This window comes from Pseudoalteromonas sp. A3 (assembly GCF_025942345.1).
GTDB classification, from domain to species: Bacteria; Pseudomonadota; Gammaproteobacteria; order Enterobacterales; family Alteromonadaceae; genus Pseudoalteromonas; species Pseudoalteromonas atlantica.
This window is the reverse complement of sequence record NZ_JAPCKL010000006.1, coordinates 126,251-146,155: the sequence shown is the minus strand read 5'-3', so window position 1 is coordinate 146,155 and position 19,905 is coordinate 126,251. Positions and strand designations below refer to the sequence as shown.

The 19,905-nt window shown below is 40.1% G+C and carries 21 protein-coding genes; 8 read left to right on the top strand and 13 right to left on the bottom strand.

Annotated elements, in window-relative coordinates; translation table 11 throughout:
• Positions 1 to 6 precede the first annotated feature (6 nt).
• Complete coding sequence (gene lpxC, locus OIZ54_RS12625) at positions 7 to 918, top strand: UDP-3-O-acyl-N-acetylglucosamine deacetylase (RefSeq protein ID WP_004589422.1); 912 nt, start codon at positions 7 to 9, stop codon at positions 916 to 918.
• A 129-nt stretch (positions 919 to 1,047) separates the two neighbouring features.
• On the opposite strand, the gene yjjG is transcribed toward lpxC, so the two are convergent.
• From yjjG to OIZ54_RS12610, 3 genes are all read right to left on the bottom strand, one after another.
• Entirely contained in the window at positions 1,048 to 1,722 is a 675-nt protein-coding gene (yjjG, locus tag OIZ54_RS12620; protein ID WP_264390536.1) for a pyrimidine 5'-nucleotidase, read from the bottom strand.
• Entirely contained in the window at positions 1,722 to 2,264 is a 543-nt protein-coding gene (gene yjjX, locus OIZ54_RS12615; RefSeq protein WP_248451257.1) for an inosine/xanthosine triphosphatase, read from the bottom strand. The genes yjjG and yjjX overlap by 1 nt, the downstream gene beginning before the upstream one ends.
• A gap of 63 nt (positions 2,265 to 2,327) precedes the next feature.
• On the bottom strand, positions 2,328 to 3,227 hold the full coding sequence (locus OIZ54_RS12610; RefSeq protein WP_004589425.1) for a phosphoribulokinase: 900 nt from the start codon (positions 3,225 to 3,227) through the stop codon (positions 2,328 to 2,330).
• A 116-nt stretch (positions 3,228 to 3,343) separates the two neighbouring features.
• On the opposite strand from OIZ54_RS12610, the gene OIZ54_RS12605 reads away from it, so the two are divergent.
• Both OIZ54_RS12605 and OIZ54_RS12600 read left to right on the top strand, forming a co-directional pair.
• Positions 3,344 to 4,216: a hypothetical protein gene (locus tag OIZ54_RS12605; RefSeq protein WP_264390535.1), complete on the top strand. Its 873-nt coding sequence runs from the start codon at positions 3,344 to 3,346 to the stop codon at positions 4,214 to 4,216.
• 63 nt (positions 4,217 to 4,279) lie between these two features.
• The gene (locus OIZ54_RS12600) at positions 4,280 to 4,645 is read left to right on the top strand and encodes a hypothetical protein (RefSeq protein WP_004589427.1); all 366 of its coding nucleotides are present in this window, start codon (positions 4,280 to 4,282) and stop codon (positions 4,643 to 4,645) included.
• Positions 4,646 to 4,710: 65 nt separating this feature from the next.
• On the opposite strand, the gene OIZ54_RS12595 is transcribed toward OIZ54_RS12600, so the two are convergent.
• The 6 genes from OIZ54_RS12595 to OIZ54_RS12570 form a co-directional block, all read right to left on the bottom strand.
• Positions 4,711 to 7,284, bottom strand: coding sequence for a M1 family metallopeptidase (locus tag OIZ54_RS12595; RefSeq protein WP_264390534.1), 2,574 nt, complete (start codon positions 7,282 to 7,284; stop codon positions 4,711 to 4,713).
• 148 nt (positions 7,285 to 7,432) lie between these two features.
• Positions 7,433 to 8,113, bottom strand: a complete 681-nt coding sequence (locus OIZ54_RS12590) for a hypothetical protein (protein ID WP_004589429.1) — start codon at positions 8,111 to 8,113, stop codon at positions 7,433 to 7,435.
• A gap of 153 nt (positions 8,114 to 8,266) precedes the next feature.
• A complete protein-coding gene (locus OIZ54_RS12585) occupies positions 8,267 to 8,617 on the bottom strand; it encodes a DUF2750 domain-containing protein (protein ID WP_004589430.1) in 351 nt (116 codons plus the stop codon).
• A gap of 17 nt (positions 8,618 to 8,634) precedes the next feature.
• A complete protein-coding gene (locus OIZ54_RS12580; protein ID WP_024033292.1) occupies positions 8,635 to 9,213 on the bottom strand; it encodes a glutathione S-transferase family protein in 579 nt (192 codons plus the stop codon).
• Positions 9,214 to 9,268: 55 nt separating this feature from the next.
• Positions 9,269 to 9,550: a peptidylprolyl isomerase gene (locus OIZ54_RS12575; protein ID WP_004589432.1), complete on the bottom strand. Its 282-nt coding sequence runs from the start codon at positions 9,548 to 9,550 to the stop codon at positions 9,269 to 9,271.
• Between the two features lie 79 nt (positions 9,551 to 9,629).
• Positions 9,630 to 10,202 (bottom strand): glutathione peroxidase, encoded by a 573-nt coding sequence (locus OIZ54_RS12570; RefSeq protein WP_264390533.1) that lies wholly within the window; start codon positions 10,200 to 10,202, stop codon positions 9,630 to 9,632.
• An 82-nt stretch (positions 10,203 to 10,284) separates the two neighbouring features.
• Between OIZ54_RS12570 and OIZ54_RS12565 the strand changes: the two genes are divergently transcribed.
• The 3 genes from OIZ54_RS12565 (at position 10,285) to OIZ54_RS12555 (ending at position 14,055) form a co-directional block, all read left to right on the top strand.
• Entirely contained in the window at positions 10,285 to 10,776 is a 492-nt protein-coding gene (locus OIZ54_RS12565; protein WP_264390532.1) for a GNAT family N-acetyltransferase, read from the top strand.
• Between the two features lie 110 nt (positions 10,777 to 10,886).
• On the top strand, positions 10,887 to 12,878 hold the full coding sequence (locus tag OIZ54_RS12560; protein WP_264390531.1) for an ATP-binding protein: 1,992 nt from the start codon (positions 10,887 to 10,889) through the stop codon (positions 12,876 to 12,878).
• Positions 12,879 to 12,927: 49 nt separating this feature from the next.
• The gene (locus tag OIZ54_RS12555; RefSeq protein WP_064384744.1) at positions 12,928 to 14,055 is read left to right on the top strand and encodes a response regulator; all 1,128 of its coding nucleotides are present in this window, start codon (positions 12,928 to 12,930) and stop codon (positions 14,053 to 14,055) included.
• Positions 14,056 to 14,085: 30 nt separating this feature from the next.
• Here OIZ54_RS12555 and queG read toward each other — a convergent pair whose 3' ends face one another.
• The 4 genes from queG to OIZ54_RS12535 all read right to left on the bottom strand — a co-directional run bounded on the left by queG (position 14,086) and on the right by OIZ54_RS12535 (position 18,480).
• A complete protein-coding gene (queG, locus tag OIZ54_RS12550) occupies positions 14,086 to 15,219 on the bottom strand; it encodes a tRNA epoxyqueuosine(34) reductase QueG (protein WP_029774050.1) in 1,134 nt (377 codons plus the stop codon).
• A gap of 117 nt (positions 15,220 to 15,336) precedes the next feature.
• The gene (locus OIZ54_RS12545; RefSeq protein WP_264390530.1) at positions 15,337 to 16,554 is read right to left on the bottom strand and encodes a methyl-accepting chemotaxis protein; all 1,218 of its coding nucleotides are present in this window, start codon (positions 16,552 to 16,554) and stop codon (positions 15,337 to 15,339) included.
• 361 nt (positions 16,555 to 16,915) lie between these two features.
• The gene (locus OIZ54_RS12540; protein ID WP_264390529.1) at positions 16,916 to 17,617 is read right to left on the bottom strand and encodes a glycerophosphodiester phosphodiesterase; all 702 of its coding nucleotides are present in this window, start codon (positions 17,615 to 17,617) and stop codon (positions 16,916 to 16,918) included.
• A complete protein-coding gene (locus OIZ54_RS12535; RefSeq protein ID WP_264390528.1) occupies positions 17,614 to 18,480 on the bottom strand; it encodes a DMT family transporter in 867 nt (288 codons plus the stop codon). The genes OIZ54_RS12540 and OIZ54_RS12535 overlap by 4 nt, the downstream gene beginning before the upstream one ends.
• A gap of 158 nt (positions 18,481 to 18,638) precedes the next feature.
• Between OIZ54_RS12535 and OIZ54_RS12530 the strand changes: the two genes are divergently transcribed.
• Together OIZ54_RS12530 and OIZ54_RS12525 are read left to right on the top strand one after the other, a co-directional pair.
• Entirely contained in the window at positions 18,639 to 18,809 is a 171-nt protein-coding gene (locus OIZ54_RS12530) for a hypothetical protein (RefSeq protein WP_264390527.1), read from the top strand.
• On the top strand, positions 18,806 to 19,903 hold the full coding sequence (locus tag OIZ54_RS12525) for a sensor histidine kinase (RefSeq protein ID WP_264390526.1): 1,098 nt from the start codon (positions 18,806 to 18,808) through the stop codon (positions 19,901 to 19,903). The genes OIZ54_RS12530 and OIZ54_RS12525 overlap by 4 nt, the downstream gene beginning before the upstream one ends.
• Positions 19,904 to 19,905: the final 2 nt, after the last annotated feature.

Below are 19,905 nucleotides of genomic sequence, written 5' to 3'. Positions count from 1 at the left end.
GAACCTATGATTAAACAGCGTACGATTGCACAAGTAGTCAAAGCCATAGGAATTGGACTTCATAAAGGTGAGAAGGTCACAATAACTCTCCGACCTGCGAGCGCAAATACCGGGATTGTATTTCGTCGTGTCGACCTTGATCCGGTTGTTGATTTTGAAACAACACCTGAAGCCGTTGGTGATACGCAGCTGTGTACCTGTTTAATTAACAAAGATGGCGTTCGCTTATCTACGACTGAGCACCTAATCGCAGCGGTTGCTGCAATGGGTATCGATAATTTAATTGTTGAATTAGACAGCTCAGAAGTGCCGATTATGGATGGTAGTGCATTACCGTTCATTTATTTGTTACAAAAAGGCGGCATTGAAGAGCAAAATGTTGCGAAACGCTTTATTCGTATAAAAGAAAAAGTACGTATTGAAGAAGGTGATAAATGGGCCGAAGTAGAACCATATGATGGTTTTCATATCGACTTTGAAATTGCCTTCGATCACCCGGCCATTAATGAAAGCCGCCAGCGCATTGGTTTAGATATTACTGCGCAAAGCTTTACTGAAGAAATTAGCCGTGCACGTACGTTTGGCTTTATGAAAGACATTGAATACATGCATGCTAATAACCTAGCACTTGGTGGCAGCATGGACAGCGCAGTAGTACTTGATGACTTTAAAGTACTAAACCCAAATGGTTTGCGCTACAGCGATGAATTTGTAAAACACAAAATATTAGACTGTGTGGGCGACATGTTTATGACAGGTCATAACCTACTAGGTAAAGTAACGGCTTATAAATCGGGTCACGATTTAAATAATAAGTTACTTCGCAAAATTATGGCAACAGAGTCAGCATGGGAGTGGGCAACATTTGAAACGCCTGTTACGATGCCTGCACCCGGCCTTGAATTAGCGACGGCCTAATTTAGTATTTTTTAAAAATACACGCTCACAAACAGTTATAAAAAATGACGCTTAATAGCGTCATTTTTTTTGCCTTAAATTAGCGAGTTGCAGCTAATTACTATTAATTTTTAATAATTAACGCGCAGCTTAAAGCGCTAAAATTGTTGGTAACTGTGCCAGTTCAGTTATGGTGTAGGTTGGGCTTATGCCTGCTGGTAACTGCTCGCCTGGGTGCTGTAGCCAACAGGTATCAATACCGGCATTATTGCCTCCTAAAATGTCGCTAGAGGCAGTGTCGCCCACCATTAATATTCTGCTTTTGTCTGGGTTACCCATAAGCTCAAATGTGTGCTCAAAAATAGCCTTGTTAGGCTTAGCAATGCCTACCAGTTCCGAAATAACCAGCCAATCAAACATATTTTCAAGGCCGGTATGCGCTAGGCGCAGGGCTTGCAAACGGGCAAAGCCATTAGTAATAATACCCAATTGTGCATGCGGTTTGAGTGCATTTAGTAAATCGATTGCGCCAGGGAGTGGTTCACAAATTTGTGCCATAGCATCTAAAAATGCGTCGTTTAGCTCTTTAGCGGGTACCCCTAATTTTACAGCCCACTCGTTAAAGCGGGTTACTTGTAAGTAATCGGCGCTAATTTTTCCATCTTGATAATCTATCCACAGCTGCTTATTAGTTTTTTGGTAATGGATGTAATCGGCTTGGGTAAACTCAATGTTGTACGCTTTAAACATGCGGGTCATTCCCGCTAAAATATCAAACCTGAATAGTGTTTCGTCTGCATCAAACAGTACATAACTGTATTTCATTAATTTTCCTGATAAAGGCTAGGGTGTAAAAAAGGAGCCATAGCTAAGGTAAGCGCTTGGGTGTAGGTGCTTTGGCGAGTGGCATGATTGTTTGTGAGAAGCCCTATCGCGCCGCCTTTTTGCTTAACATTATGGGTGTTAAATGCTTTATCCATTACATTGCCAAGCTCTTCTCCGCTTAGCAGCGCGTTATATAACACTTGCGGTAACGGCAGGTTACTGCTGCGTCCTATCGCTTGCTCAGAGCCATTATTAATAACAACATAGGCAAAGGTTGCAGCACCATAGCTAAATTGCTCTGCACCGCCTTCCATTGCACAGTAGTAATCTGCTTGGTACATGCTTTTACAGTAAGTAACTCGGTTTTGTGCGCCTATACGGGTTTGTTCCTCGCCAATTGGTTGATCGGGAACATTTGAGGGAGCATCAACGCCTTGGCAATCAATTTCGTAACTAGGAAAGTACATTGCAAAAATATGTTTTGCAGCGTTAATTTTTACTGGGTTTTTAGAGCCCACAATAATTTTTAATGAGTGCGACACGTTTTCCCTCACTGTTAGCAAAAGCAGCAGTGTACGTCAGAAGTGTAAATCATAAAAGAGGGGCTAAATGGGTATATCTAAAGGGGCTAGGTTTTCAAGAGCACGCTTTTTAACAATAATGTCTTTAATTAGCGGAGTAAGCACCAGCTCCATTGCTAAACCCATTTTACCGCCTGGCACCACAAGGGTATTTATACGCGACATAAAGCTGCCTTCAATCATCTGTAAATAATACGGAAAATCAACGTCATCAATTCCTCTAAAGCGAATAACCACAAAGCTTTCATCTAGCGAAGGAATATCTTTTGCGCTAAATGGGTTTGACGTATCAACCGTTGGCACACGTTGAAAATTAATATGGGTGCGCGAAAACTGCGGTGTGATGTGGTTAATGTAGTCATCCATACTGCGTACAATGGAGTCCATTACTTTTTCGCGAGAGTGGCCGCGGTCTTGCGTATCGCGGATCAATTTTTGGATCCATTCAAGGTTAATAATAGGCACCATGCCTATAAGCAGATCCACGTGCTTAGCTACATCATGATCCTGATCAACCACGCCCCCGTGCAAGCCTTCGTAAAACATTAAATCAGTGTTTGTTTCAAGATCTTGCCAAGGGGTAAACGTCCCCGGTAATTGATTATAAGGTACAGCTTCATCAAAGGTATGTAAGTATCGGCGTAACTTGCCTTGGCCTGTTTCGCCGTAGGTACCAAATAAGGTTTCTAATGCGCCAAAGTCATTGGCTTCACGGCCAAAATAACTTATGTGTTTACCTTCTTGTTGTGCTTCGCGTACTTTTTTATCCATTTCTGGGCGCGTGTAACGATGAAAGCTATCTCCTTCGATAAAAGCCGCATCAATGTTGAGGCTACGAAAAATATGTTTAATTGCATTGGTGGTAGTGGTAGTTCCCGCACCCGACGAACCTGTAATAGCAATGATAGGATGTTTAGCTGACATGTATTTTCTCTTTTTTAGGACCAAGTTAGTTATAAAGAGTTGACTGACTTAGGTCAAGTGACGCCATCGGCAAATAACGTTATCATGAGGTGCTTAAAAATAAAACGAGAGAAAGCATGAAACTTATTAAACCATGGCTTGGGCTAGTCTCTTTAGCGGCGCTAAGCCTTGCTACAGCGCAGGCTAGCATGCCTAAAAGCCAAATATTACTTGCTGATTTAAATACACCCTACGGTATGCAAGTGAGTATAGTGAGCGACAAAAATAGCTATAACAACCAACCTTATTTAACAAACAAGGGTATTTATTTCACCCATGAAGTTATTTCAAGCGAGCAAAGTCAAACCGATATTGCCTATTATGATTTAGCAACCAAGCAAGTAAGCAACATAACAAATACGCCAGTGAGCGAATATTCGCCCACTGTTATGCCTTCAAAACAAAGTTTATCGGCCATTGTGGTAGAGCAAGATAGCAAACAAAAGTTGTGGCAATACCCACTCGATACTGAGCAAGCGCCGAGCCGTATTTTTGATTGGATTGAACCTGTTGGCTACCACGCATGGGGCGCTCAAAGCGATTTAGTGATGTTTATTTTAGGTGAGCCACATACATTGCAATATACTTCGGTTGCTGCGGCAAAAGGCGAGGTGGTAGCAAGTAACATAGGGCGTACGCTTATTTATAACAGTAAAACCGCAACATTTTTATTTAGTTACACAAAAAATGATCAGCATATTTTAGCAAGTTTTAACCCGCAATCTAAACAGGTAGAAGATTTACTTAGATTGCCAGAGCAAGTACAAGACTTTATTTTAAAAGATGCTAATACAGTGGCTTATGCGGTTAAAAACCGTGTATATATGCGTAATTTAAGTGGCACCGATGAGGTTTCTCAATGGCTTAACTTAAGCCCATATTGCGAGACAAACATAACGCGAATGAGTTATAAAAACGACAAACTTGCCTTTGTATGCGATGTAAAATAATTCGGACTTTGCAGCGCGTATAGGCTAATGTAATGCACAATTAAACATTAAAGGGATCACCACGTGGCTTATAGTGCAGATGAGTTAACAGAGCAGCTCATTCAGTTAAAGTGCAGAAGCAACTTTAAAATTAAAAACATTGCTGAGTACATGTTAGCAAATTCTAAAGAAGCAATTTATACCCACAGCGAAGCGGGTAAAGGCAAAATAATTATTCGCCCAGCCTTTGAGGTGTTTAGCGATGATTTTGCAACAATTGATGAGGTAACACGAGTACAAGGTTATTTTCATAGTAGCGAGATGACACGCTTTCCTACACGTATTCACAAAAGTGCGCAGCCGATTCACTATGGTGTGGCCTTTAAAATTAACTCAGAGCAAGCAGCAAAAGACTTTATTGCCAAGCTAACACAGATTATTAATGGGTAAATAAAAGCCGCTGAGTGAGTAACTCAGCGGCTTTTTTAATTATGCATATTTATTTTTAATTATACTTATTTGCTTTTTAAAAATTCATTAACTGATGCCAGTTCACGCTCTTTAAGCGCAATACAATCATGGGTACTTTCTTCAAGCTTGCTTAGCGTACGCGCGTAGCCCGGTGTTTCTTCAATTTTATCTTTAAAGAATGCTTGCGTGGTTGCTAAACTTTGTTCATCACAACGCGCGGTTGTAAAGTACGGTAAGTTAGGCACAAAAAACGGCGGTAAGCTTTGTGTTACCTTGTCGTAATTGTTGTATATCCACTCAATAAATAATGCTTGGCGTGGCTCGCTATAACTTTGACCTGCTAAAATAGTGCGCATATCAGACGCGGTTACTTCGTCGGTTAAGGTGTACGCTAATACTTGCTTTTGTAACTGCGCTTTACCCATAAAGCCCATTGCAGCCAGCATGTTTGTGCGTACTTGTGGATCTTTAGTGGTTTTAAAGGTTGCCATAAATTGATCAAGTAAGGCTTTATCCCCATTATAGGCGGCAAGTTTTAAATAGGTAGCTGCTAAATACGGATCCACTTTTTGCGGATCGTTTAAGTACACTTGCGTTTGCTCTTTTGCTTTGCTGATCACACGTTGATCTTCGCCATCAAAACCTAGTAAGGACACAACACCCGCACGTAGTTGCGATACTGCACCGTCTTCGCCAGCTTGTGCTTCAAGTGAGTATTTTTTAGCTGCAGGCATTACTGCACTGCGAATAAACTCAGGCCATAACGCTTCGTTGCTTTCATCTTTAAAGGTATTTTTTTGCGATACCAAGTAGCCCAGCGCTGTATTTGCAACACGAGGGTGATCATCGCTCACAAATACTTCTAAGGTTTGCATTAACTTAGCCGCCGATATTACACCCGCATCAAGTAGTGCATCAGTGGCAGAGAGCAGCGCTAAGCGCTCACGATCATTAAGTGCTTGCGGAGCATGTTTTATAAGTGAATCAAACTGCGCATCGTCCATTACCCAGCGGTAATAACCTAGCGCCCCTTCATCGGGATAAATCCACTGCGGCTCAAAATCAAGTGTTAAGGTTTGGCTTTGCTTATTGAGTAAAATACTGGCTGTTTTTACTTTATCACCAGCGCCATATTTTATCCCAACAGGGACATTCCAAAGCTGTGCGGGTGCATCTACACCGGCATTAGCAAAGCGGCTTTGCGATATAGTAATTTTTTTACCGTCTTGTTTTACATCTACAAGCGGAAAAGAAGACTGTTCAATAAATGATTTTAAAACACTCGCAACATCTTTATTAGAAGCTTTCCCTAGTGCTTCCCATAAATCGGCTGCTTCGGCGTTTTTATACGAGAATTTTTTTAAGTAACTTTGAATCCCTTTTTGGAATGCGTCTTCACCAATCCAGTTTTCAACCATAGCCAGTACTGCGCTGCCTTTACTGTAGGCAAGCCCTAAACCATCCATAATATCGGCTTCGGTTTTAATTGGTTTACGAATCGGCTTAGTGCTTAAGCGAGCATCTAATGCCATTACGTTGTTTTGTGGTAAATCGAGGTGAGATTCAAATTCTGGATTAAGCTGCTTAGTAATTTTTGCCGCCATCCAGCTGGCAAATGCTTCGTTTAACCATAAGTCGTTCCACCACTTCATGGTAACTAAGTTACCGTACCATTGATGGGCAAGCTCGTGAGCAATAATCGACACATTACGCTGTTTTTTACTGCGTGTAGCGGCTGCTAAATCAACCAGTAATATATCTTCGCGGTAGGTTACTAGGCCTGAGTTTTCCATTGCGCCAAAAGGAAACTCGGGTACTGCTACCGAGTCGAGCTTTTTATAAATATAAGGAATACCAAAATATGCCTCAAGTGCAGCAAGTACTTTTGGCATGTTCTCTTTTGCGTAATCAGCTAAATGAATTTTACCCTGCGGGGTAATAACACGCCCTGGAATTGGCATATCTTGTATTTCAAGTTCTTCAAAAGGGCCCACGGCCATAGCCACTAAATAAGAAGGAATAGGTGGCGTTTTATCAAAGTAATGCGTTGTCATCTCGCCGTTAACTGCGGTTTTAAGCTCTGGCGTATTGGCATAAACCTTTTGAGACGTTGGCGCTGTAATTGTTAACTGAAACGGTATTTTATAACTTGGCTCATCAAATACTGGAAATGCACGGCGTGCATCATTCATTTCAAACTGAGTAAATAAATAAGGTGTGCCCTGATCAATTGTTTTGTATAAGCCCACACTTTGGCGATTATACGGCGCAGAAAAATCTATTTTTAGGGTGTACTTACCCGGCTGAATTTGCTCATCACAGCTAAATTTTACTTTTTCTGTTTTTAGCATTTCGTTATTTAAGTCGCAGTTTTCATCGCCTAGTAACTGCGCCATTTTAACAGCGTAAGCCACGCCGTTAAGTTCAATGTAATGAGTGGGTTTTAACACTTCTAGGGCTATTTCTGTCATCCCTGTAAAGGTGTCTTGGCTTGGGTCGAGTGTTAACGACACCTTTTGTGAACTTGGTTTAGCAAGCTTTTCGATAACGAACTCGTTAGCGTTGGCAGTAGTCATTGCTAAAGCAACACTTACTGTTAATAGGCTTTTTAAAAACATAGTGATCCCTAGATTGTTGTTGTTAGAAACTGACTCAAACAGGCATTTCTATGCCCTTAAAAATTGAGATTTAGATATCCTAGCAGTTTTTTTTATGAGAGTAATTTAATAAAGTGGCTGCTTGGATTTAAAATAGTAACAAATAGTGTCAGTGGCTCTGGCGCTGCTTAAAGCGCTGCCAATGCAGCTGTGGGTTAATGGTGCGAATTTGCTGTATTACGTTGTTTAGTAAGGCGGTATCGTCAAATTTATCATTGGGGTATTCGTTAAACCCCATTAAATAATTAAAGGCGTCTTTTGAATTAGCCTGTAATGCGTAAATACGTACTTGTTGCTCAAAATTAAGTCGTAGGCTACTTATGGCGGTTTTCATACCAAGTTGATCAACAGTGGGAATGGCACATTTTTGCAAATAACCCGCACGCTCACCTTCACCAGTAAACCAAATGCGTACTTTTTCGCTGTAACGGCCAGACTTAGCCGGTAAATCAAACAACAAACGTGTGTGATTATGTGCTTTAACAAAGGCAATAAAGTCGTTAAGCCCTGCATCAACTAAGGCTTGATGCACCGGAACCAAACGCGCTTTTATTTTTCCATTAGTATGAAAATTAAAACATAAAATGCCATTTTTAAGCTCAAGATCGTCAAGCGTTAAGCAGCCAATTTCATCGCTATATGCGCCACTGTAATAGGCAATTAAAGGCAACCAAAAATGCCAGTGCTTTGCTTGCTCTCTTGCTACTTTAAAATCGCCATAAATATAGCCGTTATAAAGCGTATGCAGTTCCATTGCTGAAAAAGGGCGGCGGCCAAGATGGGTTTTCAACGTAATCCCTTGAAATTAATGACATGTTATATTTTATACTTAAAACAGATAAACATGCGAGTATCGATTTTAGTATTTATGTTTTTAGCTACAAAACAAAAACACCCACTTAAAAAGCAGGTGTTGTATTCACTATTTAATTTATAGTGGCAGTTATTCGCTAAGTGCGCGTGCTAAGCCAACAGGCTCTATTTCTACACACACTTGGTCGTCATTCCAATTTAAACCAACTAATGCGCTGTCTTCGTTTAAATCTTCTACCCACTCATCTAAAAATTCATCTAAATTAATTTCTACAGGCGTAAATTCTTGCCACTCTTCTTTACACTGGGCTTTTGCTGCGTCTTCGCTTTCCCATAAAAGCAGTACATCCGTTTCGGCAAACTGGTTAGATTCGCACACTACAAAGCCGCCGTCGTCGCCACCTAACGCCCACACTTGCTCGCTTAAACGTACTTTTTCTACAAAGCTAACTAGTTGTGATTCAATTTCAATATCGCTCATGTGTTTACCTTATTTGTTTAGAGTCTGGGATCGGTGCTTACTGCAGCTTGACGCGTGCCATAGTCGTTATAAAAACTGACTAAAGCAGCGTGTTGGCTAAAGTCTGTTAATTCACGAAAGCAAATCCAATCAAGTAGGCAGTATAAACTGATGTTAAGGCATTCACAGCCTTTAAATTCATCATCGTTTAAATGACTATTTAAATAGCTTAATGTTTCAGCAATTCGTTCGTTTTGCAGATTAAAAAATAATTTATCGTCGCTAGTATCAAATCCTGAGCGTCTGCTAAGTGCTAATTCTACTAACGAGTCGTTACAGGCGTTAATAATATTAAGTAGGTGCTCTTGCGACCAGCTTAGTGGTGTTTTACCAGCCTTGGCGATAAGGTAACGTAAAATAATGGTTGAATCGCTTAGCGTTAAATCACCATCAATTAAAACCGGTATTTTTCTTCCAGGGTTGTTACTGGCTAAGGTAGGGCGGTCTTGCTCAGAAAAAATATCTAGGTTTACTAGCGCTAAGTCAACATTGTTTTGTGCTGCCCACATTCTTACTCTGCGCGCAAATGGAGAAGGGTTAGATCCTATAAGTTTCATAATTGCTCCTAAAAAAAGCCGCATAAGCGGCTTTTTGCGTTGCGATAAGTCAACGTTATTCTGAGCGGCTTGTCACTTCTAGTAAGTGATAGCCAAACTGTGTTTGTACAGGGCCTTGTACTTGATTAATTGGCGCTGAAAATACAACTTTATCAAACTCAGGTACCATCATACCTGGGCCAAACTCGCCAAGTGCTCCGCCGTCTTGACCAGAAGGACAGTTTGAATATGTTTTTGCAAGCTCTGCAAAGTCTTCGCCTTGTTCAATCTTAGCTTTTAAATCTAAGCACTCTGCTTCGCTGTCTACTAAAATGTGCCTTGCACTTGCCACTGCCATAAAATCTCCTGTTTAAAGTTGGTGTATTTAACCATTAAAGCCAGTCTAGTTAGTTTTAACTCGCAGTACCAGTATAAACTTAATTGATGAGTAGCGTATTTTCAATTGCATCAATTAATTCTTTTGAATTAGGAGCTACTTTACTGTTAAAGCGTTTAATTGTTTTGCGATCAGCTGAAACTAAATATTTATAAAAGTTCCAGTTAGGTGAGCTGGTTTGCGCGTTTAAGTGTTTAAATATTGGATTTGCATCACTGCCGCGAACTTTGCTGGTAGTAAACATAGTAAAAGTAACGCCGTAATTAATAAAACACACTTTTGCTATGTCTTTTTCATCGTTTTCTTCTTGAAAAAAATCATCAGATGGAAAACCTAATACCACTAAACCTTTGTCTTTGTATTGTTGGTGTACTTTTTCAAGACCTTCAAATTGAGATGTAAAACCACAATTGCTAGCCGTATTTACAATGAGCAAAGGGCGGTTTTTAAATTGGCATAAGTTTAAGGATTCTTTTGAGCGCAGCTTAAGTATCTCTACATTTGTAAAGTCTTCACATTGTTGCTGCTGTTGTTTGCTGGGTAACGTGTCATTTGCATGGGCAGCTAAGCTCGTAATAAAAATACTGAGCCCTAGTATCGTTTTTTTTAACATACTCAACGCCTAAATTTATAATTGTTTGACTAGTCTATCTTACGCTAATATGCACAAAAGTGATCAACAATATTAAGCTGTTATGACTACACGTTTAGCCACTATAGAAGATTTACCTGCCATTGTCGCAATATACAACGAAACGATCGCCTCGCGTATGGTGACCGCCGATACCGAAGAAGTATCGGTACAGAGCAAACGTGAGTGGTTTAATAGCCACACCGATAAACGGCCTATTTATGTTTATTGCGAAAATGACCAAGTACTTGCCTGGCTAAGTTATAAATCGTTTTATGGGCGCCCCGCATACGATGGCACCGTCGAAATGAGCATTTATATTACCAAAGCGGCGCAAGGTAAAGGACTTGGCAAAAAGCTGATGGAGTTTGCCCAAATAGAGGCTAAACAGCTCGAAATTGATGTATTGCTTGGTTTTATATTTAGCCACAACTTACCAAGTATTAAGTTATTCAAGCACTTTGGTTTTAGCGTATGGGGTGAGTTGCCTCATATCGCGGTAATGGATAACACGCGCTACAGTTTAACAATATTCGGTAAGCATCTACCAAAATAGTTGTGGAGCTTATCGGTAAAAAAATCAAAATTAAGTCTAACAACCTATACCAACTAAGAAATTATAGGCTACGCTATTAACATATAAAGTGTTTACGATAGTGTGGCTTAATGAGTCGAAAAATTTTAATTGTAGATAGCAGCAGTGTTATCGCAATGAGAGTGAAAGTTTTACTAGAATTGATAGGTTGTGAGGCTGAGCTCGTTCATTACTCTATGATTGATTTATACTCTAACACCAGCCAGTATGACTTGGTAATTGGTGCTTACGGAGTGCCGTGTGAAGTAATAAAGTCGTTAGCTCAAAAAATCTCACAAGACCGATGTGTATTACTTGCCCCTAAAGCCGAAAGCGGTGAGCAACTTAGCGCCTTTAGCGAGCTTAATAAGTTAGTCCCTGATGCAACGGTTATTTATCCGTTTTTTTCAAATAAAGAAATTACCTCATTACTCGAAAACCTCTTAGAGCTTGGCTCTAGTCACGTTCTAAAACTCCCCACTATTTTACTTGTTGATCATATGCCTGAGCGCCTTGAAAAAATGAAAAGTAATTTAGTCGGGGCGCATATCAAAACGCTAACCGCAACTAGTGCTACCGAAGCGGTGGCAGTGGCTAATAAAAACAGTATAGATATTTTAATTAGCGATTTTAGCTTTGAAGATGGCACCGGTTTAAATATTTTTTCTGCTATTAAAATGTCTCAGCCAGATTGCCGATGCTTATTGTTTACCGCACGCCCTGAGCAAGTTTCAATGATTGAGGCAATTCGTAAAGGGGTCGAAGATGTTTTAATAAAGCCTCTAACCGATAGCGTACTGCTGCAATCGGTACATAAATTGTGGCAAACAGAGCTTTTAAAACGCCGTAACGCTGAGCTAGTTGAGCGTTTGCAAGATACCGTTGATGCATTAATCGAAAAAGACAGCCTACTACAAGTTATTTATAAAAATACGCCTGACGCCATTATGTTATTTGAGCGCAGCGGCAAAGTAATAGAAGCAAACGATGCCTGCTTAAGGCTGTTTAAGCTGCCCTTTGACAAACTCGCGGGTTTTTCGGTATTTGAATTTTTAGATGAGGAATCAAGTGCTGAAATAAAAAATAAAATCAGCACACTCAATCGTAACCGCCAATTTAGTAGCGACCTACGTTTGCAAAAAACAGACGGCGGGTATATTCCGCTGGTTGGCTCGTTTAACGAAATAGACCACCATGGCGAAATTGCGTTAGCGGTTATATTTAAAAATGTAACTCACTTAAAACAAAAAGAAGAATTACTCCTTGAAGCCAAAGACCTACTTGAGGAGCAAGTGCGAGCTCGTACTTCGCAGCTAGAGCATGCTAAAAATGTGGCCGAAGCTGCCAATTTAAGCAAATCGGAATTTTTGGCTAACATGTCGCACGAGTTACGCACCCCTATGCACTCTATATTAAGCTTTTCTCGATTTGGTTTGAGTAAGTTAGAAGCGGGCGATTTTGCTAAAGATAAACTCTTAAAATATTTATCCCGTATTGAAAGCAGCGGCGAGCGTTTACTGTCGTTATTAAACAACTTACTTGATTTATCTAAATTGGATGTAGGGAAATTTCCATTTAACCCACGTCCATACAATATAGAAAGCATTATAAAAACCAGTATTGATGATGTCTCTGGTACGGCTATGGAAAAAGAAATTGAAATTGTTTTTTCAAAACCCGGGCCAGTGGTTGTGCAGTGTGATGAAGAGCAAATTAATCAGCTATTGCGCAATGTGTTAGGTAACGCACTTAAATTTAGCGAACCTAAAAGTCGTATTGAAGTGAACTTAATGGCTGATCAAGATAGCGCCATTATTGATGTAGTAGACAATGGAATAGGTATACCTGAGGATGAATTAGAGCACGTGTTTACTAAATTTGTACAAAGCAGCAAAACGAACAGTGGCGCTGGTGGTACTGGTTTAGGGCTTGCGCTTTGTAGAGAGTTTGTAGCACTTCATCAAGGCGAAATTACGGCAAGTAATAATAGCGATGGTGGTGCAACAATTAGGATTCAGGTACCCCTAGAAATAGATTTAGATGAGCATTTAGCCGATGATAAGCTAGCAGTGCAAGATAGCTAATTATATGTGTAAGTAATGTTTAAATGATATTTAATTGGATGATGAAAATATGGCCTTAACTAAAATTCTTGCTGTAGATGATGAACCTTTCAACCTTGAAATTATTGAAGAAATTTTAGAAGATCTTGATTTCGAATTACAAGTTGCCACAAGCGGCCCTGAGTGTTTAGCCATGGTTGAAGGCTACATGCCCCAAGTTATTTTACTTGATGTAAGTATGCCGCAAATGAATGGCTACGAAGTGTGTAAAGCATTAAAGGCGAATCCGAATACCGCGCATATAATTGTTATGTTTGTTTCCGCCAGAGGAACGGTTGAAGAGCGTATGGAAGGTTACTCAGTCGGTGCTGAGGATTACATTGTAAAACCGTTTGGGCATGATGAGCTTAAATCAAAACTTAAAAACTTAAACCAAGTATTAATAGAAAAACAAAGCCTTGAAAAACAAGTAGAAGATGCAACATCTACGGCATTTAACGCTATGGCAAACAGTAGCGAAATGGGGCAAATAGTTAATTACATTGAAAACATTGGTTTTATTAATAATCCGCAAGATTTAGGTAAAGCCTTAATAGACTGCTTACAAACGTTTGACCTACAAAGTAATGTTGAATTTAGACATGGCGATACAATAGAGCACTTTGCTCTTAGCGGAGTGTGTTCGCCTATTGTAATTGAGCTGTTTGATATGCTTAAAAACAAAGGTCGCTTACATGAGTTTTCTCACCGAATATTAGTTAACTACGAGATGATAAGCTTATTAATTCTGAATATGCCAGATCACGACCCAGATAAACACGGGCGTATTCGTGACCACGTTTGCTTTATTGTCAGTGTGACTGAACAGCAGTTACGTGCAATTATGACCAAGCAAATGCTTGAGTCGCAGCAGCAAAAGCTAAATGATGTAGCCAGCACAGTGCATAGTAAGTTTCATGGCTTGATTGGGTTACTAAACGAAAACCGCGAAAGTAACGAAAAGGTATTCAAGCAATTACAAGAAGACTTAGAAGTACGCATACCCACAATGGGGTTAGATGAAGACCAAGAGGTATTTATTTATAAAAAAGTGGACGAAACTATTCAAAATTCAATTGCCAGAGAAGAGTCGGTTAAACAAGTTAAAGCCGCCTTTGCTGAAATTGAACAAGATTTATCTTTGTTACTTAAAAAATAAACCTTTCACAATAAGGCTCACCTGAGTGATTTACGCATCACGAGGTAAGCCTTTTTCGACAATTCTAATTAGGCGCTGTGTTTTACGAAGTTGTTCTCGTTGTTTATTATTTTGTTGCTCAAGCGCCCACTCTATATGCTCTTTTACTAGCTGCGAGCTAGACTCATGTTTGCTTTCTAAAGCGTTAATAATGCTAGGGCTAAAATCGGCATTGCCTAAACCCACCGCTAAATTACGCAACCAACGTTCGTGTCCAATACGGCGAATTGGGCTGCCTTCGGTATTTTTTAAAAATGTAGGTTCGTCCCAGGTAAATAGCTCAAGTAAGTCTTTGTTTTTTAATTGCGTACGGGGATGAAAGTCTTGCTCATCGGTAATTTGACCATAACGGTTCCATGGGCAAACCAATTGGCAATCGTCGCAGCCATAAACTCGGTTCCCCAATAATGCACGGTATTGCTCAGGTATAGGGCCTTGGTGCTCAATGGTTAAGTACGAAATACATTTGCGAGCATCTACCACATACGGCTCTACAATTGCGCCTGTTGGGCAAAGCGTAATGCAAGCTACACATTTTCCGCAGCCTTCAAACGTGTTTTCATTATCTATTGGCAGCGGTAAATCAACAAAAAGCTCACCTAAAAAAAACCACGACCCAGCTTCTTGGTTTATTAATAAAGAGTGTTTACCTCGCCAGCCCAATCCCGCTTTTTCAGCAAGCTGGCGCTCAAGCACAGGCGCAGAGTCTACAAATGGCCTAAAACCGTAATCGCCAATTTCTTGCTCTATTTTTTGGCCCAGCTTTTTTAGTCGGTTGCGCATTAATTTGTGATAGTCACGCCCTAATGCGTAGCGGCTAATGTAGGCTTTTTCAGTGTTTTTTAGTGTTTTGGCAAAACTAGCATCAGGGGGCAGGTAGTTCATTTTTACCGAAATAACCCGCTGGGTGCCAGGGACTAGTTCAGCAGGGCGTGCGCGTTTCATGCCGTGGGCTGCCATATAATCCATAGAGCCATGGTAGCCCGCATCTAACCAGCGCTGTAATTGTGCTTCGTGTTTAGATAGGTCTATATCGGTAATACCCACCTCACTAAAGCCGAGTTCTTGGCCCCAGGCTTTAATATTTTTGGCTAGCTGTTGATAGTTAGGGGTTGAGTTACTCACACACATTACACACTTAAATAATTAGCTGCGTAATTTACCATATTTATAAAGCGCTGTTGAATGTTGCCAGTTAAAATATTAAGGCAATATACCGCTCGGCTTTTGTTTTGTAATTGCTTATTGCACAAAACGCTTTAATTGCTGTTGTGTTTGTTGGCTAAGTGCATGTGATTGCTGGCTATTACTTAGTGCATGATCAATAGCGCTTTTAGCTTGCTCGCCTAAGGTAACAATTTGCTCTACCGATTGGTGAGTGTGCTGCTGCGCTTGCTCTAGCGTATGCACCGCATCCGCTATTTGCTGTAGCTGCTGTTGGTTTTGTTCAAACTCACCTAGCATTGTTTTAAACCCTTCAGAGGTATTACTAATGGCGCTTTGTGCGGTACTTGAGTGGCTAATTAACTGCTCACTTTCTTGATTGGTTTCGTTAACCAGCTCATTCATTTGGTTAATAAAGTCGCTTATTTGTCGGGTTGCACCACTTACTTTTACCGATAATGTACGTACTTCATCAGCAACAACAGCAAATCCTCTGCCAGCTTCACCAGCGCGTGCCGCTTCAATGGCAGCGTTTAGTGCCAGTAAATTAGTTTGATCCGAAAACTCCTCAACCATTTTTAAAATGCTGCGAATATTTTCGCTGTTTTCTTTAAGGCCAGACACCGTTTTAGAAAATCTTTGCAGCAAGGTACCAATAAGCGACACCTTATCGACTAAGCTTGCAAGCTCTTGCGACGAAAGCTTAACAAAGTCTAAGTGCTCGCTGTTAACGCTATGCACGCTGTCGGTATTGCTCACTATGCCCTCTAAGCTTTGCACTATTTGGTTACTCGCATTAATAATATTGTGGCTTAGCTGAGTTTGCTGCTCACTTAACTGCTGTGTATTTTGCATAGCGGTATTTACATCAAGATTACTTTGCTCGCTGGCTTTAGCGCTGGCGTGAGTTGTACTTAGTAAATCACTTAAGTGGTTAGTAAATAAGTTATATTGCGTACTTAGTTCTTTAAATTCGTCAAAAGAAAATTGCGGTAAGTTGGCGGCTAAATTAGCCTCTTGCTGGTTTATGTTTACTAAAGTGTCGCACATAGCTTTTACAGGGCGCACTATTAAATAGCGCATATAAAAAATAGTAAAGGCAAAGCCCGCTACAATAACCAAGGTTAACAACCAAAATGCGCTAGTACTGTGCTGCTCGCTTAAGCTTTGATATAACCAAAATAAGGTAATGGCCTGAAACAAAAAAACAAAGCTTAAATTACCCACTATTTTACGCGTAAGCGTATAAAAAAATGTTCGCTCAATATAATTATAAAATTGCATTACACCACTCATTTTTTGCTTACCCATCTAGGGCGTGTTGACCTTTGATGGTTGAATTTGCAGCAATATGTTTGGCTTTTAGGCAAGGCAGAGCCTATGAAGTGTGGTTATTCCCCATAAATAGGCGATAACGCTTGCATAAATGCCAAACATGCGCTGCCCTTTGGGTTCTGCCTAAGGGCGATAAACTCTTTGTTGCCTACATGGATGTAGGTAAGGGGCGTGAGCAGGACGCGGAAGCTTTACTCGGTTTTTACTTAGCCCACTAGGTTACAAGCCTCGCGCCGCGATTTAATCGCCCCTAGATTGAACAAATTTCAATCCGCAAAGATCATCACGCCCTAGCTAGATTATCGACTAAGTTACCGTTAACTCAAGTAATAATGTTTGCTAAATATTTTTTAGAACGAGCGGGGTAATTAGTAAAAATACCATGCACCCCAATTTTTATCATAAAATCCATGTCTTCTGGCCTATCTACGGTGTAGGCATAAACTTGCAGGCCTCGTGCTATGGCATCATCTACAAAAGCTTTATTTACAAAGCTTTTGTCTACATGAACACTATACGCATTTAACTGTTGAGCAAACTGTGCATAATTTAACGGAATTGATGAGGTTAACGCGCCAATTTGTAACCACGGTAACCTATTTTTAAGCCAGTGAATTTGATGGTGATCAAACGACGACACTAAAATATTACCTTTAGTAATAACACCTTTAGCAATATTGTTGTTTAAAATAGTGGCAAACTTTTCCAGCTCAAAGGTATGTTTAAGCTCTATATTGAGTAATGTTTTATTGTTATTCCAATCAAGTAATTGCTGTAGAGTGGGGATTTGCTCGCCGTTACCGGCATCCAACAGACTAAGTTGCTGCGCGGTAAAGTCGCTTACTTTACCGTGCCCGCTGGTGGTTCTATCTAGCCACGAGTCGTGTATGAGCATATAGTCATCAAGCGCACTTTGAATATCAACTTCAATGCCATCCACCCCTACATTTAACGCTTCTAAAATAGCGCTTTTAGTGTTTTCTGGGTAATTGCCGCTTGCCCCGCGGTGCGCAAATATTTTCATTTTCTAGCCTTTTGAGTAATAGACCACGTTTCAAAACAGGCTGCACTGACTATAAGTGCACCGCCAATAAGTGTTAGTAGCGTTGGGCGCTCATGAATAATAACAATAGCCAACAAAGTGCCGTAAAGCGGCTGCAAGCACGAAATTAACCCCGCAGTAGCTGCTGATAAGTGCTTTAAACTCGCTGCAAATAGCGAGTGCGGTGTAGCGGTAAAAATAATACCCGCCACAGCAATTAAAATAAGGTCGTGGTTACTCACCTCATACACAGGGACCTTAATAAATGCGAAAAGCATAACACTTGCCACTAAGGTTTGATAAAACATGGTTTGTGGACCGCCATACTGGCTAAAAAAGCGCTTATGGGTAATATTTCTAATCGAAAAAAACAAAGCCGAAACCACACCCATAATAACCCCTAAGGTTACATCGTCGCCTAAATTTGCGCTGGGTACGAGTAAATATATACCAAATACAACCACAGCTGCGCTTATAATATCTTTTGCTTGGGGCCTGCTTTTATTAAACAAGGGCTCTAAAAACACCGTCATTACTGGGTAGCTAAAAAAAGCCAGCATACCCACAGTTACGCCCGCCATTTGCATGCCTGCAAAGTAAGTAACCCAATGCATGCCTACTGCCACACCTAAAAATAACGCAATGAGGTAATCTTTTGGTTTGTTTAACTTAATTTGTTTTTTTTGAAAATACAGCATAGCCAAAATTGCCATGCCAGCAATAGCGGTACGGTACACCGTAATATCAATTGCATTTAACCCTATTAACTTTGCAAAAAGGGCGGTGCCCCCAAAAAGTAACACGGCAATATGTAAGTAAATCAGGCTTTGCTGTTGTGGCTGCATTTAAATGAGAACTCCTTTTTTTATTATCTTATCACTGGGTGCGAACTCACAGGATGAAATTTTTAAAACATGACAAATGTCAGCAAAGTTAATGACATTTCACACTCTTATTATTTTTTGGCTTTGGCATAGTTAACTTATCTTAATGGGAGGTGGCTATGAATACGTTAATTTTAATAAGTCTCGCTATTAGCGAGTTTTTAGAATCACTTAGCTTTAGTGTTTCAATAAATGATTACTTTATACTCATTAGTATTTTTGTGTTATTTATATTTATTAATAAAAATAATGTTATAAGCAATAACAATGAACTAGGGGCAGTGGCATGAGTACAACAAATACGCTTTCAAAGCCCAGTAATAAAAAATTTTGGGAATACGCACCTTTAATTTTTACTGGGTTTTATTTGCTTCCGACTCTTTTTAATCTATCTAACTTGCCAGTCAATACCATTGTAATGAGCGTGGCGTTTTATATTGTATTTATTTTGCTTTACATAAAAGCCATGCACTGTGAAACAAAGCGTATAACAACGCTGTTTGTTATTATGTTAGTGGTGTGTTTTAGCGCCACATTTTATACCACCGGGACCTCTACATTATTTGGTTTTATCGCGTTTATAGCTGGTGAGTCATACGCTAAAAAAAGCAGATTATATGCCGTTTTTAGCCTTATATTTACGGTGGCGTTAAGCGCCTATTTGGCAGATATAGCAAACATAAAATACTTTTTAGCCGGCACTTTATTAATTTCAGGAGCGCTGCTGGCTTTTGGCATTGCAACCCAAAAAGAGCGCCTGCATAAAAAGCGCGAACAAGAAAGCGCTAACCAATTAGAGCAATTAGCTGCTATTGCTGAGCGCGAACGTATAGCGCGCGACCTACACGATATTTTAGGCCACTCACTATCATCTATTGCTTTAAAAGCTGAGCTTGCTAATAAGCTAAATCAAGGAGAGCGCTACGAACAAGCCAATAACGAAATAGCACAAGTAGCAGATCTGGCAAGGCAGTTACTTAGCGATGTAAGAAACGCCGTAAGCGATTTAAAACAACTTAATTTAATAAGCCAAATAGCCCAGCTTAAACAAAGGCTAATAGAGCAAGACTTTAACGTTAACTTTAATGTTGTATTAAATACTTTGCCTCCTAAAGTAGAAGGGATCGCAGGGCTTATAATTAAAGAAGCGGTAACTAACTTATTACGCCATAGTAGTAATAAAAACGCCGAAATAAGTATAGAGCAAACACAGCATCAGCTGCATATAAGTGTGGTTGATAACGCACCTTGCAGCACGTTAAACGCAGGTAACGGTTTAAATGGTATTAAAGAGCGTGCAGAGCAACTTAATGGCCATGCCGCGTTTACCTGTGGCGATAAGTTTACTTTAAACGTAATGCTGCCAATTTCAGCTAAGGATTAACA